The organism is Hamadaea sp. (assembly GCF_013362815.1).
Classification (GTDB): Bacteria; Actinomycetota; Actinomycetes; order Mycobacteriales; family Micromonosporaceae; genus Hamadaea.
Window position 1 is genome coordinate 13214 of record NZ_JABFVK010000044.1, and the last position, 15964, is coordinate 29177.

The 15964-nt window shown below is 68.8% G+C and carries 17 protein-coding genes and 2 pseudogenes; 12 read left to right on the forward strand and 7 right to left on the reverse strand.

Annotated features, from left to right (window positions below):
• The first annotated feature begins 68 nt into the window (after positions 1-68).
• On the forward strand, positions 69-353 hold the full coding sequence (locus tag HOV77_RS21160; protein WP_290864280.1) for a hypothetical protein: 285 nt from the start codon (positions 69-71) through the stop codon (positions 351-353).
• A 9-nt stretch (positions 354-362) separates the two neighbouring features.
• On the forward strand, positions 363-1472 hold the full coding sequence (locus HOV77_RS21165; protein WP_290864282.1) for a winged helix DNA-binding domain-containing protein: 1110 nt from the start codon (positions 363-365) through the stop codon (positions 1470-1472).
• Between the two features lie 10 nt (positions 1473-1482).
• Here the strand turns inward: HOV77_RS21165 and HOV77_RS21170 are convergent, their stop codons facing one another.
• Positions 1483-2247 carry a 2-phosphosulfolactate phosphatase gene (locus tag HOV77_RS21170; RefSeq protein ID WP_290864284.1) on the reverse strand — a complete coding sequence of 255 codons (765 nt, stop codon included), beginning with the start codon at positions 2245-2247 and terminating at the stop codon, positions 1483-1485.
• A gap of 133 nt (positions 2248-2380) precedes the next feature.
• Here HOV77_RS21170 and HOV77_RS21175 point away from each other — a divergent pair, with 133 nt between their 5' ends.
• Positions 2381-2782 (forward strand): ATP-binding protein, encoded by a 402-nt coding sequence (locus tag HOV77_RS21175; protein ID WP_290864286.1) that lies wholly within the window; start codon positions 2381-2383, stop codon positions 2780-2782.
• Here HOV77_RS21175 and HOV77_RS21180 read toward each other — a convergent pair.
• The 3 genes from HOV77_RS21180 to HOV77_RS21190 form a co-directional block, all read right to left on the reverse strand.
• Entirely contained in the window at positions 2775-3977 is a 1203-nt protein-coding gene (locus HOV77_RS21180; RefSeq protein WP_290864288.1) for a GAF domain-containing SpoIIE family protein phosphatase, read from the reverse strand. The genes HOV77_RS21175 and HOV77_RS21180 overlap by 8 nt on opposite strands.
• Positions 3974-4285, reverse strand: coding sequence for an STAS domain-containing protein (locus tag HOV77_RS21185; RefSeq protein WP_290864290.1), 312 nt, complete (start codon positions 4283-4285; stop codon positions 3974-3976). The genes HOV77_RS21180 and HOV77_RS21185 overlap by 4 nt, the downstream gene beginning before the upstream one ends.
• 213 nt (positions 4286-4498) lie before the next feature.
• The gene (locus tag HOV77_RS21190; protein WP_290864292.1) at positions 4499-5338 is read right to left on the reverse strand and encodes an alpha/beta hydrolase; all 840 of its coding nucleotides are present in this window, start codon (positions 5336-5338) and stop codon (positions 4499-4501) included.
• A gap of 174 nt (positions 5339-5512) precedes the next feature.
• Between HOV77_RS21190 and HOV77_RS21195 the strand changes: the two genes are divergently transcribed.
• The 7 genes and pseudogenes from HOV77_RS21195 to HOV77_RS21225 all read left to right on the forward strand — a co-directional run bounded on the left by HOV77_RS21195 (position 5513) and on the right by HOV77_RS21225 (position 11662).
• Positions 5513-6397 (forward strand): alkaline phosphatase family protein, encoded by an 885-nt coding sequence (locus tag HOV77_RS21195; RefSeq protein ID WP_290864294.1) that lies wholly within the window; start codon positions 5513-5515, stop codon positions 6395-6397.
• A 1-nt stretch (position 6398) separates the two neighbouring features.
• Complete coding sequence (locus HOV77_RS21200; RefSeq protein WP_290864296.1) at positions 6399-7652, forward strand: MFS transporter; 1254 nt, start codon at positions 6399-6401, stop codon at positions 7650-7652.
• Positions 7642-8577 (forward strand): hypothetical protein, encoded by a 936-nt coding sequence (locus HOV77_RS21205; protein WP_290864298.1) that lies wholly within the window; start codon positions 7642-7644, stop codon positions 8575-8577. The genes HOV77_RS21200 and HOV77_RS21205 overlap by 11 nt, the downstream gene beginning before the upstream one ends.
• A gap of 148 nt (positions 8578-8725) precedes the next feature.
• Positions 8726-9460 (forward strand): chlorophyllase, encoded by a 735-nt coding sequence (locus HOV77_RS21210; protein WP_290864300.1) that lies wholly within the window; start codon positions 8726-8728, stop codon positions 9458-9460.
• 316 nt (positions 9461-9776) lie between these two features.
• Positions 9777-10100 (forward strand): annotated as a pseudogene (locus HOV77_RS21215) (YciI family protein); the annotation flags it as partial.
• A gap of 105 nt (positions 10101-10205) precedes the next feature.
• Positions 10206-10460 (forward strand): annotated as a pseudogene (locus HOV77_RS21220) (YciI family protein); the annotation flags it as partial.
• Entirely contained in the window at positions 10457-11662 is a 1206-nt protein-coding gene (locus HOV77_RS21225; RefSeq protein ID WP_290864302.1) for a sigma-70 family RNA polymerase sigma factor, read from the forward strand. The pseudogene HOV77_RS21220 and the gene HOV77_RS21225, both read left to right, overlap by 4 nt.
• Positions 11663-11681: 19 nt before the next feature.
• Here the strand turns inward: HOV77_RS21225 and HOV77_RS21230 are convergent, their stop codons facing one another.
• The 3 genes from HOV77_RS21230 to HOV77_RS21240 all read right to left on the reverse strand — a co-directional run bounded on the left by HOV77_RS21230 (position 11682) and on the right by HOV77_RS21240 (position 14024).
• Positions 11682-12989: an MFS transporter gene (locus HOV77_RS21230; protein WP_290864304.1), complete on the reverse strand. Its 1308-nt coding sequence runs from the start codon at positions 12987-12989 to the stop codon at positions 11682-11684.
• 352 nt (positions 12990-13341) lie between these two features.
• Positions 13342-13887 (reverse strand): DUF6529 family protein, encoded by a 546-nt coding sequence (locus HOV77_RS21235; protein WP_290864306.1) that lies wholly within the window; start codon positions 13885-13887, stop codon positions 13342-13344.
• A complete protein-coding gene (locus tag HOV77_RS21240) occupies positions 13884-14024 on the reverse strand; it encodes a hypothetical protein (protein ID WP_290864308.1) in 141 nt (46 codons plus the stop codon). Before HOV77_RS21240 ends, HOV77_RS21235 begins: the two co-directional genes overlap by 4 nt.
• Before the next feature lie 94 nt (positions 14025-14118).
• On the opposite strand from HOV77_RS21240, the gene HOV77_RS21245 reads away from it, so the two are divergent.
• Both HOV77_RS21245 and HOV77_RS21250 read left to right on the forward strand, forming a co-directional pair.
• Complete coding sequence (locus HOV77_RS21245; protein ID WP_290864310.1) at positions 14119-14481, forward strand: PadR family transcriptional regulator; 363 nt, start codon at positions 14119-14121, stop codon at positions 14479-14481.
• 9 nt (positions 14482-14490) lie between these two features.
• Positions 14491-15891 carry a permease prefix domain 1-containing protein gene (locus HOV77_RS21250; protein WP_290864371.1) on the forward strand — a complete coding sequence of 467 codons (1401 nt, stop codon included), beginning with the start codon at positions 14491-14493 and terminating at the stop codon, positions 15889-15891.
• The last annotated feature ends 73 nt before the right edge of the window (positions 15892-15964 follow it).

A 15964-nucleotide genomic window follows, 5' to 3' on the forward strand; every position in this document is an offset into this window, starting at 1 on the left:
CGAACAATTGTTCCCGACACGCGGCGCCGGCTCTTGACGATGTCGTACCTATGTTCGATAGTCGTCGGGTGGACACGGAACGGGAATTGACCCCGTGGTCCGACGGCACCCGACGGGTGCGCCGCTGGATCGGCCGGGGCAGGCTTTCGGACGAGAAGCTGACGATCACGCTGGGCGTCCTGCCCGACGGGCGGTGGTTCGTCGGCTCGGCTCAGGCGAGCTGGACGATGTGGCAGCCGTTCGACCGGGAACAGGACGCCACCGCGGTGGCCGAGCGGCTCGCCGACGGCATGCGGGAGGCACCGGAGCACCGGATCACCGCCCTGGCCGAACTTGTCGGAGTCGCAGCTTAGTCTGGCCAGGTGATCATCACCTGGGACCAGGTCTTCGCCTGGCGGATGCGACGGCACCTGCTCGACCGGCCGAAGGGCACGTCCGCCGTGGACGTCGCCCACCGGCTCTGCGGGGTACAGGCGCAGGTCGCCTCCAGCGCCGAGCAGGCCGTCGCCGCTCGCCGGCAGACCACGGCGTCGGGTGAGGTCGCGAAGGCTCTCGCGAACCGCGAGCTCGTCAAGACCTGGGCGATGCGGGGCACGCTGCACCTACTGTGCCCGGCCGACGCTCCGGCGTTCCTGGCGCTCATGGCGGCGACCAAGGTCTGGGAGAAGCCGATCTGGCAGCGCAACTTCGTCACTGCGGCGCAGCTCAAGGCGATCGCCGAAGCCGCCTGGACAGCGCTCGACGGCGCGGTCCTCACCCGGGAGCAGCTCACTGAGGCGGTTCTGGAGCACAGCGGCGACGTCGCGCTCGCCGAGCACCTCGGCTCCGGCTGGGGTGCGGTGCTGAAACCGTTGGCCTATCAAGGTTTGCTCGTCTACGGGCCCAGCGACGGCAGCCGCGTCACGTTCACCCGGCCGGACACCTATCTCGACGGCTGGCCCGGCCTGCCCGATCCGGCGGAGGCCGCGCGGACCGCAGTGCCGGCGTACCTCGGTGCGTTCGGGCCGGCGACGATCGAGGCCTTCAACCAGTGGATCACTCGCGGCACGCTCAAGAAGACCGACCTCAAGAAGTGGTACGCCGAACTCACCGCCGACGGCGTGATCACCGCGGTCGACGTCGAGGGGACTCCCGCGTATGCGTTGACGAGTGAGCTGGACGCGATCGCAATGGCGAAACCGTTCGACGACGTACGCCTGCTGCCCGCCTTCGACCAGTACGTGCTCGGCCCCGGTACGCAGGACGAGCAGCTGATCGGCGCGGGACGGCGGCCGGAGATCAGCAAGGCGGCGGGATGGATCTCCCCGGTGGTGGTCCATCGGGGCCGGGTCGCCGGGGTCTGGGAGAGCGACGGCGACACCGTCTCGGTCCGATTGTTCACCGAGCGGGCCGACGTGCCGAAGACGCAGATCGCCTCGGAGGCCGCCCGGATCACCGGCGGAAAGCCGAAGCTGGATGTCACCGTCGGCTGAACGAGGCGGTTCAGACTTGGACGGGCCGGAAGCCCTCCCCGTCGAGCACCGGCACCACGTTGCTGCTGTCCACTTCGGACGCTATCCCGACATCCTCCGGGTATCCGTAACCGGTCAGCTCACGACCGCTGGCGCAGGCGTACAGCGCGTCTCGGAGGTGCGGGGCGACCTGGCGGTAGGCTGCGGCTGCCAGCTCTGCTTCCGGCGAGAACCCGTCGAGCCCCTCGTCGAAGAGCCCTTGGAGAAACGCGCCTGCGCCCCAGAGGTCCTCGGCCGCCGGTCGCAGCGAATCGTCGTGTTTCCAACGTTCACCGGCCGGGATGACGGCGACGGCCGCTCCGGCGGGCAGCGTACGCGTGACCCAGGTCGCGGCGGCCCGGGCGTTGCGCAGCGACACCCCGATGACAGTCGCGCCGGTCTCGGCCAGGCGACGGGCCACGGTGGAACCGTTGGGCGAGGGCAGGACCAGCCGCGTGATCCCCCGAGCGGCCCGGATCGTCGGGGGCGAGAGGCTGACGGGCTGGTCGGGGCTGACTGCCTGGCGTCCGACCGCCAGCATCGCGTCGTGCTCGGCGGCGAACGCTGCGGCCCGTTCGTCGCGCCAGCGATAAGGGAAGACCTCGATGCCGTTGTCGGCCGCCACGGTCAGCGCGGTGGTGAAGGAGAGCACGTCGACCACCGCGACGATTGCGGCACCCGGACCGACGGCGTCCGCGCCGACCGGACCCCAGTCACACCGCACCGCGTACGCGGACTGTGCATATGGACTGATCACCGGCGAAGCGTACGACATACGGCGAAGGACGGGGCCGGACCGCCTCCAGTTGGCGCACGCCTCGTTTTCCCAGGAAAGAACCGGCAGAATGGGCGGCGAACACGCCGGCCACCTCGGGGAGGGAAGGGGAGCGGTGAGCGAGCTGCGTGCCCGGCTGGACGTGCCGTCCGGGGCCGACGCCCCCCGAGGCGCTCGCAAGACCGTCCGTCAGCTGCTCACGGCGTGGGGCTTCACCGACGGCGATTGGCTGGACGTCGCCGATCTCGTCGTGTCCGAACTGGTCGCCAACGCCGTCCGGCACGGCGGCGGGTTGCTGGACGTCGCCGTGCAGGCGCACGAGAACAAGGTCACGATCAGCGCGGCCGACAGCACTCCGATCCCGCCCAGGCGGCGTACGCCGGACGACACGGGCGGATATGGCCTGGCGCTGATCGACAATCTCTCCGCGGGTTGGGGCGTCGAAGACTACGAGCACGGCAAGCGGGTCTGGGTCCGGCTGCGGTCCCACCCGACGCCGCCGAGACCCGTCACCTGATGCGTACGCCGACCACGGCGACGTCGTCGCTGACCGCCTCGTTGTGCAGCATGTTCGCGGTCGCGGCGGCGCAAAGTTCCTCGGCGTCGCCGCCGGTCAGCCCGGACAGCAGCTTCTCGATCCCGTCGTCGATCGACTGCCGGCGGCGTTCCACCAGCCCGTCGGTGTAGAGCAGCAGCCCGAGCCCGGGCGACACCGCCAGCGTCGTGATCCGGCGGTCGGCGTCCGGCAGCGCGCCGAGCGGCAGGTCGACGGGGGCTTCGAGCAGGTGTCCCCGGGCCGCCCCGGGTTCGAGGACCACCGGCATGAGATGCCCGGCGACGGAGAACGTGACGGACGTCCGGTCCGGCGTCACGACGGCGTACGCCGCGGTCGCCATCGCGCCCGGCTCGAAGAGCTGGATCTTCCGGTCGAGCCGGGTGAGCACGTCCGCCGGGTCGACCGACTCCAGCGCGTACGCCCGCAGCGCGCTGCGGATGCGGCCCATGACGACGGCGGACTGCAGGCCGTTGCCCGCGACGTCGCCGATGACGAGCCCGACATGGCCTGAGGGCAGGGAGAACACGTCGTACCAGTCGCCGCCGACGCCGACCTCCGCACCGGGGATGTAGCGGACGGCCATGTCGAGCCCGGCGATCTGCGGCGGCCGGGCGGGCAGCAGGCTGCGTTGCAGCGCGAGAGTCGCGACGCGTTCGGTCTGCGAAAGCCGGGCGTGCGCCGCGACACCGGCCCGGTCGGCGACCAGCCGTAGCAGTTCGATGTCGTCCTCGGTGAACGAACGGGGTTCGATGGTGCCCACGCGCAGCACGCCGACGACCCGCCCCGCGACGATCACCGGTACGCCGGCCATCGAGGTCACATGGTTGTCGATCAGTACGGGGCTGTAGAGGTCGCCATGGGAGACGCGGTCGATGACCAGCGGTTCACCGCTGGCGGCGACCCGGCCGGCGAAGCCGACGCCCATCGGCACCCGGATGTCCAGCTGGAGCTCCTCTTCCAGCCCCGCGGTGGCCGCGGTGATCAGCTCATGGCCGGACGGGTCAAGGAGCAGGATCGTCGCAGTGTCGACGTTGAGCAGGAGCTTCGTCCGCGTGATGAGCTCCGACAGCAGCGCGTCCGCCGGGAGGTGCGAGAGCTCGGCGTCGGTGACCGCCCGAATGCGGTCGAGGATCTCCGGATCGCGGCTCGTGGTCATTCGTGGCCCTGCCCGGTGAGCAGCGGCCACACTCCCGTCAGCTCCATCACCCGCCGGACCAGGTCACCGGCGGCGATGATCCGGAACGTCAGGCCCGCGTCCTCGGCCGCCCGGCGACCGCTGAGCAGGGCCGACATGCCGGACGAGTCCAGGAACGCGACGCCGGCCATGTCGACCTCGACACCGCTTTCGGCCTGCCCCACGGCGTCGGCGAGGCTCCGCGCCAGCAGTTCCCGGGAGAGCAGATCCACATCGCCGGTCACTTTGACGGCGACCGTGCCGTCTCGCTGTGTAGTGGCGATGTCCATGAGCTCCCCCCGTTCGGCCGACCGTGAGATCATTGTCCCGCGGGGAACGCTATCTCATACGTGAGCGCTTCGCTCTCTACTCGGTGCTCCGGCTTCTCGGCCGCCGCCCGTAGGCGAGCCGCCGCAGGACGAATTCGGCCGGTCCCGCCCGGATGAGGCCGTGGCCGACACGGACTTCCTGCTCGGCCTCGACCTCATCCTCGACGGAGTCGCTCAGCGCGTCGCCTGAACGATCACCTTGGCCACCACGTCCGGCCGGGTGATCAGGGCGAGATGCCCCGCCTTCACCTCGGTGATCCGTGCGCCGGCCCGCTCGGCCATGAACCGCTGGGCGGCCGGCGTGATGATCTGATCCTGCGTGCCGAGGATGTACCAGGACGGGATCGTCTTCCACGCCGGTACGCCGGCCGGGGTGAACCCGGCGCTCAACGTCAGCGGCCGCTGGGCGGCGTACAGCGACAGCGCTTTCGACCGGGGTACGCCTGCGGCGAACGGACCGAGGAAGGTGTCCCGCTTCAGGTAGAGGTCGACGTCGCTCGCCGGAGCGCCCGGGTAGGGCACGAAGTCGAAGACGGTCGCCGGATCGACGCTGAGCGCCGAGTCCGCCCCGGCGAGCGGGAAGATGACTTCGCCCTCGTCCGGCGCGAACGCGTCCTCGTAGACCAGCGCCTTGACGTCGGCGTTGCCGGTGGCGGCCTGGGTGATGACCGCGCCGCCGTAGGAGTGCCCGACCAGGACGATCGGCCCGCTGATGGTGGACAGGAAGTCCGCGATCGTCTGCCCGTCGGTGGTGAGGTTGCGCAACGGATTCGGCGGTATGCGCACGGGATACCCCGCTCGCCGCAGGATGTCGCCGACGGCGGACCACGAGGAGCCGTCGGCCCACGCGCCGTGGACGAGGACGATGGTGGGCTTCGGGCCCGGGTGGCGGTCGCCCGCCGCCGCGCCCGTCGCCGGGAGCAGGACGGACAGGGTCGTCGCGAGCACGGCCGTGAGCGCAGCCGCGAGGACGAGGCGGGGACGCCGGGCACCCGGGCGTTGTGGTTCGGACAACAGACACTCCTCGGTCTTTCGGTGTGGGGTGGTGTCAAGAGCCGAAACGTGCCGCGCCGGGCGACCGTGTCGTTCATTTATCGGATGCCGAGGATTCGTCCAGCAGGCATCGATCCAGCAGACATCGATATGTAACATTGCCTACAGCGATCCGCCTGCGGCCGAAGGAGTCCGATGACAGTCAAACGCGTCACTACGTTGCTGGCCGCGCTGGTGGCCTTGGGGGTGGCCGGCGGAGCGTACGCGGTCCAGCGCGCCCCCGCGCCGGCTCAGAAACCGGTGCCCGCAGCGGTCACCGCCGCCGCCGTTCCGCGGCCCGACCACATCGTGCTGGTCATGTTCGAGAACAAGAAGTACTCGTCGATCAACGGCAGTTCGAGTGCGCCCTACTTCAACTCCCTGGCCGGGCAGGGGGCCAAGTTCACCAAGTCCTTTGCCATCACCCACCCGAGCCAGCCGAACTACGTCGCGTTGTTCTCCGGCTCACCCCAGGGCATCACCGATGACAGCTGCCCGCGTAACTTCACCGGCAAGGAGAACCTCGGTCACCAGTTGATCGCGGCCGGGTTCACCTTCACCGGCTACTCCGAGGCGATGCCGTCGGACGGCTACACCGGCTGCTCCAGCGGCACGTACCGGCGCAAGCACAACAGCTGGGTGGACTTCGACAACGTCCCGGCGGCGAGCAACCTGCGGTACTCGAGGTTCCCCACGGACTTCACCACGTTGCCGACGGTCTCCTTCGTCACCCCGGACATGTGCAACGACATGCACGACTGCTCGATCAGCACCGGCGACACGTGGCTGAAGAACAAGCTCGACGCGTACGCCCAATGGGCCAAGACGCACAACAGCCTGCTGATCGTGACGTTCGACGAGGACAGCAACACGTCGGTGAACCAGATCTTCACCGTGTTCGTCGGTCAGCACGTCAAGATCGGCAACTATTCCGAGACCATCAACCACTACACGGTTCTGCGGACGATCGAGGACGCGTACGGGCTCTCGGCGATCAACAACGCCGCGAGTGCCACCCCCATCACCGACATCTGGCAGTGACGTGTACCTGTCGACGATAGATCGTCCGGCGGCGGCCTCCTCGGGTCGCCGCTGGACGGCGATCGGGGCCAACGTCGTCGCACTGGGCCTGGTCAGCCTCGTCACCGACGTCTCGGCCGAGATGGTCACGGCGGTGCTTCCGGCGTATCTCGTGCTCGGGCTCGGGATGACGCCGTTGGCGTACGGGGCCGTCGACGGGATCTACACCGGAGCCACCGCCGTCCTCCGGCTCGCCGGCGGGTGGCTCGCCGACCGGACCCGGCGTCGCAAGACGGTCGCCGGCGTCGGCTACGGCATCTCCGCGATCGCGAAGCTGGGCCTGCTCGCCGTGGGTACGCCGGTCACCGCCATCGGCGGAGTGATCGCCGCCGACCGGATGGGCAAAGGACTGCGTACCGCGCCGCGGGACGCGTTGATCACGCTGTCCGCCCCGCCCGCTCTGCTGGGCCGGGCGTTCGGCGTGCACCGGACCCTGGACGCGGCCGGCGCCTTCCTCGGGCCGCTGGTCGCGCTGAGCATCCTGACCGCCACCGGCTCCGCGGCGTTGACGGCCGCCTCCCGGGACGCGTTCGACGCCGTCTTCCTCTTTAGTTTCGCGGTCGCTGCTTTCGGCGTACTCCTTCTCGTGCTGTTTGTGAAAGAACATCGCGATCCACTAGCCGCGCCGCGGCCTCGCGCCCGCGATCTGGCCGCGCTGGCTCGTGATCCGCGAGCCCGGCGGCTCACCGCGGCCGGTTGCGTGCTCGGGCTGGCGACGATCGGCGACGGCTTCGTCTACCTGCTGCTTCAGCGGCGATCGGGGCTGGCGGTCGGCTGGTTCCCGGTGCTCGCGGTGGGCACGAACCTGGCGTATCTGCTGCTCGCGGGCCTGGCTGGGGCCGTCGCGGACCGCGTCGGGCGCGCGCGGGTGCTGCTGGGCGGCTACCTGCTGCTCGCGGCGATCTATCTCGCGCTGGCCACGCCCTGGCACGGAATGCCGATGATCGCGCTGATTCTGCTGCTCAACGGCGCTTTCTACGCGAGCACCGACGGCGTGCTGATGGCGCTGGCGGGGCCGGTGCTGCCGGCGACGCTGCGCACGACCGGCCTGTCGATGATCCAGACTGGCCAGGCCGTCGCCTATCTCGGCTCGTCACTGCTGTTCGGACTCGTCTGGCAGACCTGGGACACGACCGCTGCCGTGCTCGTCGCGCTCGCGCTCACGATCGCCGCCGGGGTCACGACCGGCTTCCTGGTGCGGCCGCGTGCGCACTAAACTCGTGGTCGCGGCGGCGGCCTTCGCGCTGCTCATCGCGGTCGGCATCGGCGTGATCCGGCACGCGCGGCAGCCGGCCCTCTCCGAATCCGCGCCGCTCACGCTTCATTCCGGCTTGTACGCCGTGAGCACCGCACCGGCGACCCAAGGCCACCTGATCTCGGCCGGTCGGGTGGCGGCCTTGTCCTGCAGCCGTTTCCACGCGGCCGCCGGCACCGGGATCTGCCTGCGCCCGGACGGTCCACTGGCGACGTACCAAGTCGTGGTGGTCGACGATCAGCTGCGCGAGAAGGACAAGTTCCCCCTGGTCGGCCTGCCGAACCGGGCCCGGGTCTCGCCCAGCGGACGCCTGCTGGCCTGGACCGTCTTCGTCACGGGGGACTCCTACAACAACGGCAAGTTCTCCACCCGCGCCGGAATCCTCGACACGGCCACCGGCGATCTCGTCGGTACGCTCGAAGACTTCACGGTGAGGCCTTCCGCAGCGGCCGACCGCAACTTCTGGGGCATCACCTTCACCAGCGATGACGATCACTTCTACGCCACGATGTCGACGCGAGGCCACCGCTACCTGGTGTACGGCTCCGTCTCCGGCCGTTCGGTTTCCGTCGTCCGCGACGGCGTCGAGTGCCCATCCCTGTCACCCGACGGTACGCGCATCGCGTTCAAGTCCGCTGTGGACGGTGATCCGGCCCGGGGCTGGCGACTGTCGGTGCTGACCCTGTCGACCGGGGCTGTCGTGCCGCTCGCCGAGGCGCGTAGCGTCGACGACCAGGCCGTGTGGCTGTCCACCTCCACCGTCGGGTACGCCCTGCGCCGGCCCGGCGGCGCGGACGTTTGGGCTGTGCCCGCCGACGGCTCCGGTACGCCTTCGCTACTCCTCGCAGACGCCGAGTCTCCCGCCGTCCTATCGTCCTCCTCGTGACCCCTTCCTGCGCGCATACCCAGTACGATTTCGGCCCATGATCAGCGGAAGATTCGCGGTGCCATAACCCCACATTTTCTCCGTTGATCTCCGCCAAGCCAACAGGCTCTAGCTGTGGTTTGGACGGTGCGTCGTGACGGGAGACTCCATGATCAACGCAACCGGTGAGCGTCCACTGCCGACGCTTCTCCGGCTGCCGGCCCAGCCCGGCCCGCGCCCGCTCGTCGTGTTCAGCCACGGTTACCTCCGGTTGCCCGAAGACTACGAAGTGCTCTTCCAAGCCTGGGTAGCGGCGGGTTTCCTCGTCGTAGCCCCGACCTTCCCGAAGACCGCGCGCGACTCGGCCGACCTCGACTTCGACGACTTCGTCGGCCAGCCCTCGGCGGTCCGGTCCACACTGGACCATGTGCTCCAGCTCAGTCGGACCGACGGTCATCGGCTGTTCGGGCGGGTCGACGAGACCCGGATCGCGGCGGCCGGGCACTCGCTGGGCGGGGTCACGACGGTCGCCCTGTTCGCCTCCGAGCGCGACGACCGCATCAAAGCCGGCATCGTGCTCGCCGGCAGCGCGTACGCCGTCGGCACCGGCTATCGCGCTCCGAACGCCAGCCTGCTGTTCGTCCATGGGGATCGAGACGGCGCGGTTCCGCTGGAAGACGGGCGCGCCGCTTACGAGGCGTTCCCCGGGCCGAAGGCGTGGCTGCCGTTGAAGGGCGGCGACCATCGCGGCCCCTACCTCGGTACCGATCCTGAGCGGACGGCGGTGGTTAGACAGGCCACGACCGACTACTTGCGGTGGGCATTCGGCGACGACGCGGCGTTCCAACGGTTGACGGCCGTCGTCGGCCTCTCCGTAGGCGCCAATCAAGACCAAGTTCCCTGAGTATGCGATTTGCGACGCGATTCGATGATCCAGTTCCGTTGGTATGCGCTTCGAGGCGGGATTCGGCATACCGTAGGAACTTGATCTTCGTTCTGTGCCGAAATCGCACACTATGGGCACTGGATCGTGACGTCTGTCCGATGCGGCGGCATCGCTCGAAGGGTCCGCACCTCCGTTCTGGATGGATCAACGTGTACGCCGGCTCGACGGGCTCGTCATCGCCCGGTGTTGGCCGCGGCGCCACGAGGTAGGTGTCCATATCGCCGGGGTCCCGTTCGTCGTCTGGTAGATACTCGACACGAGAGGCGGGATGGACATGGATTACGTGGCATTTGTCGGCACAGAGGGAGCGATGCCGGCCACAGCCGTCGCCGAGATGAACCGCGACTTTCCGGCGTACCAGGCCGAGATGCGGGCGCGCGGAGTGAAGCGGTTCGGCCGGGAGTTGGACTTTCCGCCAACCGCGGTGACGGTGCGGGTCCGCGACGGGGAGCCGCTGATCTCCGATGGACCGTTTGCTGAGACCAAGGAGTTCATCGGGGGGTTCGACCTGCTCGACTGCGCGGACCTGGATGAGGCGATCGAGGTTGAGAGCAAGAGCCCGGTGGCCCGGTTTCTGCCGTTCGAGATCCGGCCGTTCCGCGACGGCCTGCGCCGGGGGTCGGCCTCGGGCCCGTTGTTTCTGCTCACCGTGTGGGCGAGCGAGTCGCCGGTCTTCGACGAGCGGTACGACGCATGGCAGCGCGAACTCGCCGATCGCGGAGCGTTCCTGTTCGGCAACGCGCTCGGTGGCCCGGAGACGGCGACGACGCTGCGGATCCGGGCCGGGGCGCTCGAACTGGCCGACGGCCCGTTTCTGGTGCTCGACGATTTCGTCGCCGGCCTCGATGTCATCGCCTGTCCCGATCGCGACCAGGCGATCGCGTGGGCGGTGAGCCATCCGTTGGCCCAGCAGTATGCCGTCGAGGTTCGCCCGTTCCACCCCGACGGGCCGGCGTGACCGAGTCGCCCGTCGAAGCGGCGTTCCGGGCCGAGTGGCCCCGAGTCGTCGGTGCGCTGGTCCGGCGCACCGGCGACTGGGACCTCGCCGAGGACTGCGCGCAGGAGGCGTTCGCCGAGGCGGTACGGCGGTGGCCTGTCGAGGGCGTACCACTGCGTCCGGGTGCCTGGCTGACGACGGTCGCGGGCAACCGGGCGATCGACCGGATCCGGCGCGCCGCCCGGGGTACGCAATTGGTCGCCCAGCTGGCGGAGTCCGATCACGCGTCCCTGATAGAGGACAGCGCTGACGACATTTCGGACGACGGTTTGCGGCTCATCTTCACCTGCTGCCACCCAGCGCTGGCGCTTGAGGGCCGCGTCGCGCTGACGCTGCGGGCCGTGGCCGGTCTGACGACCGCCGAGATCGCCCGCGCGCTGCTGGTCTCCGAGTCGACGATGGCCAAACGTCTGACGCGTACCAAGGCCAAGATCGCCGCGGCGGGGATTCCTTATCGGGTGCCGCCGGCACATCTGCTGCCGGAGCGAACGGCCGGCGTGCTGGCCGTGTTGTATCTGCTCTTCAACGAGGGCTATTCGCTGCCGGTTCGATCGGACCTTTGCCGCGAGGCGATCCGGTTGACGCGGCTGCTGGCCGATCTGCTACCCGGCGATCCCGAGGTGATCGGTGCCCTGGCGTTGATGATCCTCCACCACTCCCGCCGCGATGCCCGGATCAGCGGGGACGGCGAGCTGATCGCCCTGGACGAACAGGACCGCCGACGATGGGACCCGGCCGATCGGCAGGAAGGCCTTCGGTTGCTGGATTCCGTGCGGGATCGGCCGGCCGGTCGCTACCAGCTGCAGGCATTGATCGCTGCCGGTCACCATCCGACCGGCAGTGACTGGCCGCGCATCGCTCAGCTGTACGCCCAGCTCGAGGAGCTCGTGCCGTCACCGGTGGTGCGGCTCAACCGGGCGGTGGCGGTGGCCGCAGCCGGTGACATCGATGCCGGTTTGGCCATCGTCGAGGAACTCGGCGCCGATCCCCGGCTGGAGAGCTATCACTTGCTGCCGGCCACCGAGGCCGACCTGCGACGCCGCCGCGGTGATCGGACCGGCGCGGCGATGGCCTACCGCCGCGCGATCGAGCTCGCGCCGTCCGACATCGAGCGCCGCTTTCTGCGGCGACGCCTCGATCAGGTCAGCTTCGATGACCGCTGAGTGAAGTGGTTCGTACTTGCTAAGCAGTGTCGGTGACCGGCTCGGCGCTTGTCACTGGAGCGGGCTTACGGAGCACGATCCCGGCGTAGATGCCGCCGAGGACGATGGTGATGCCCGCCAGGGCGAAAATGATGCTGAGCCCGTTCATGCGCACCGGGTCGAGGATGCGAACCCGCGACAGGGTGCTCGATGCCAGCCAGCCCGCGACCAGTGCGCCGACGATCGCGGCGACCTGTTGCACCGGATTGATCACTGAACTCACCCGGCCCAGGAGCTCGCGTGGAATCGCACCCATCGCAATCGGTCCCAGCGCCGCATTGACCAGCCCGACCGCGAAACAAGCCAGCGCTAGCAAGACCAATGCCGGGATGAAGGAATGCTGGAACGCGAAGGTGGTCTCGAGGACGCCTGTCACGATCAGGAAGACCCACATCGTGCGTACCGCGCCCAGTTTCCCGACGATGACCCCGGTGAGCAGCGATCCGATGATGATCCCGACGCCTTCGGCGGTACCGAGGAAGCCGTAGAACGTCGAATCGGTGCTGAGGTTGTCCGTGACGAAGAAGACCATCAGCGTGTTGATCGCACCGGTGCCGAGCGTCACGATGACGATGGCGATCATCACGGTGGACAGGATCCGGCTGGTGAAGAGGAAGCGTACGCCCGCCAGCAGCTCGCGCCACACGCTCGCCCGTTCGTCTGCGCGTGCGGGCGCGGGCTCGGCGACCGGCGGCTTCACGCCGCGTAGGAACAAGTAGGAAGCCAGGAAGGACGCGGCGTTGGCCACGAGCGCCCATTGATAGCCGACTGTGAACAACAGCGGCGCGGCCAGCGGCGGCCCGACGATCGACATCGTCGCAGCGGTGGCCTGCATGAGGCCCATTCCCTTGGCTCGCTCGGCCTCGGTGGTGAGCACGTCGCGGGCGAGCGTGAACGAGGCCGGCCGGAAGAACTGGGCGACGGCCGCGCAGAGCAGAATGATCCCGTAGATCATGACCAGGTGGCCGGTCGTCCCCAGCGCATGTTCGGGGAGGAACGCGAACAGGGCGAGTACGCCCACGAGACCGGCCCGGATCACGTCGGCGACGAGCATGGTGCGCCGCTTGTCCCACCGGTCGGCGTAGACCCCCGCGAAAGGTCCGATGAGGATGGTCGCCACCGAGACGGCCACAGCGACGCCGCCGACGGCGAGCGGCGCGAGGTCGCTGTCCTTGAGCAGCACGGTGCCCACCCACAGGAGGATCGTGGTGTCGAAGATCTGATCGCCGAGGATCGAGACTGCGGAGCCTGCCCACATCCGGCGGAAATTGGGGTTGATCAGCCTCATGACGGACAATCGTGCGCGACACGTACGCCGGGCGCGGCCCGCCGTGATAACGATTGCGTGACGCCGCCCGACTTTCGCGGGCGGTGCTGACGCGCGTGGTACGCCACGCACGTCATCGGTGGCGCGAGAGGTCGCTGGCGTACCACCGACGCGGGCTCAGCGGGAGACGGGTCAATGCGCGAGGCGATAGGCTGACGTGCGTCGAAGGGGGATGCCGGATGGGTGCGCTCAAGCCGTGGCACGTGCTGGCGCTGCTGTGCTGCATGGTCGGCGTCACGGGCATCGTCGCCGCGGTCGTGGCGATCGTGTTCGCGTCGAAGAAGAATCGCGGCTAGCCGGAGACAGAACGCGGCTAGTGGGCGCTGAAGTACCAGGCGGCTGAGGTCAGGACGGCTCCGACGAGGATCGTGAAGACGGCTCCGCCCGCGACCGGCAGGATCCATCCGGACAGGCCGGGCTTGGTCAGCACGAGCATCTTCACCGTGAACACGCCGAAGAGAAGGCAGCCGAGCAGCGAGTGCACGAGCACCCGGGCGTCGTACGCCTGGAAGCCGATGCCGTAGAGGCAGAAGACGCCGACCGGGACGGCGATGAAGAAGGCGAGCCGGCCGGACCAGCGGTGCAGGATGCCGATCCAAGACGGCGGCCTGATCGCCTTGATCTTGCCGTACATGATCAACGCTGAGCCGAGCTGGACGACCGCCAGGACGCCGGCGGCCAACGCCATCCAGCTCTTGACCTCGATCAGGTTCTCGAAGCCGGACACGCGGAAGACGATGCTGTCGCCCTTGTGGCGGCTGCCGTAGACGCCGAGGGCGACCGACACGAGGGCTCCGGCGAGCAGCGGGACGAGCATGCGGCTGCTCCTGGCCGGTGAGCGCGTCGGCGTACTGGTCATCGGGTCACCGTCGTCATAAAGGGCGCGCCGTAGGGCTCGGTCGGCTGCTCGGGCTTGGCCCGGGCGCTGAGGACCGCCACGATCACTGCGATCAGTACGCCGACAAGCAGCGTAACGATGGGGGTCGGGACCTTCATCTCCCCGATTATCCGCGCGACTGGTCATGATCGTTGCGTTCTTCGGATACCTAGAAGTACGATGCATTGAGTATCTAGGTTTACGGGAGGCGGCGTGCACATCACGAAGGACCTCGTCGCGGCGTCGGCGACCCCGCTGGTCCTCGGCATCCTCGCCGAGGGGGAGAGCTACGGCTACGCGATCCTCAAACAGGTCGGCGACCTGTCCGGCGGCCGTCTGGAGTGGACGGACGGACTGCTCTATCCGCTGCTGCATCGGCTGGAACGGCTGGGACACGTGGAATCGGTGTGGCGGGGCCCGGAGGGCGGACGCCGCCGCAAGTACTACCGGATCACCGAGCAAGGCCAGGCCGAGTTGGCCGAGCAGCGCCGGCAATGGTCGGCGGTCGTCGACGCGCTGCAGAACATCTGGAACGACGCGCAGGCGAGTGGCCCCAAGCTCGCCTGGGAGGGCTGATCGGTGGACATGGACGGCACCGCGCCCGAAGGGGGCGCATCGCACGGAACCGCCGAGGACGCGGCGTTGGAGGCGCAGATCGGCGAATGGGTCGCGTACATGCGACGGCGTCGCGAGCTGAGCGCGGCGGACTCCGACGAACTCGAGGATCACCTGCGCAACAGCATCGACGAGCTGACCGAGGCCGGCCTCGAGCCCGACGAGGCGTTCTTGATCGCCGTCAAGCGGATGGGCAGCCTCGACGAAGTCTCGCGGGAGTTCGCCCGGGAGCACTCGGAGCGACTCTGGAAGCAGCTGGTGCTGACCGGCGGCGGGGAGCCCGCCAAGGCGGGGCCCGTCCGCAAGGACCTGCTGATCATGATCGCGTGCGCGGCCGTCGCCGCGATCGGGATCAAGATCCCCGCCCTGTTCGGGCTGACCTTCGACAACGACCTCGGCTTCTACGGCCGCAATTTCAGCCTGTTCGCGCTGGTGCCGCTGGCGGCGTACTTCATCTGGCGTAACCAGGTCCGTCCGGCGATGATCGGGGTGATCGCGGCGCTCTTCGCGCTCGGGGTGATCGGGGCCAACGTCTACCCGCTGGACAACGACGCCGATACCACCATCCTCACCGCGATCCATCTGCCGATCGCCCTGTGGCTGGTCGTCGGGATCGCGTATGCGAGCGGGGAGTGGCGCTCCGATCGAAGGCGGATGGACTTCATCCGGTTCACCGGTGAGGTGGCGATCTACTACGTCCTCATCGCGCTCGGCGGCGGCGTGCTCACGGCTTTCACCGTCGGCGTGTTCCGGGCCATCGGCATCGACGCGGAGATCCTCGTCAGTCAATGGGTGCTGCCCTGCGGCGCGCTGGCTGCCGTCGTGGTGGCCGCCTGGCTGGTCGGCTGGAAGCAGAGCGTCATCGAGAACATGGCGCCCGTGCTGACTCGCGTCTTCACGCCGCTCTTCGTGGTGGCGCTGCTGGCCTTCGTCGGCGCGGTGATCTGGACCGGCAACGGCATCGACATCGAGCGGGACGTCCTGATCCTGTTCGATCTCGTGCTCGTCGCGGTGCTCGGGTTGCTGCTCTACGGCATCTCGGCGCGGGAACCCGCAGCGCCTCGGGGGTGGTTCGACTGGCTGCAGTTCGCGCTCGTGGTCAGCGCCCTCGTCATCGACGTGTTGGTGCTGCTCGCCGTGAACAGCCGGATCGCCGAGTTCGGGTTCAGCGCGAACAAGACGGCCGCACTCGGCGAAAACCTCATCCTGCTCGCGAATCTGGCCTGGTCCGCCTGGCTCCTGGCCGCATTCCTCTGGCGGCGCGCGCCGTTCTCGCGGCTGGAGCGCTGGCAGACCGGCTACCTCATCGTGTACGCCGCCTGGGCGTGGATCGTGGTGCTGGCCTTCCCGCCCATCTTCGATTTCGTCTGACGGAAGGGCGCCGTCTGACGGAAGACGGGAGGGCCTGCCAAAGGGAGTCCGTTTGTGGCTGCCCGGCACGCGA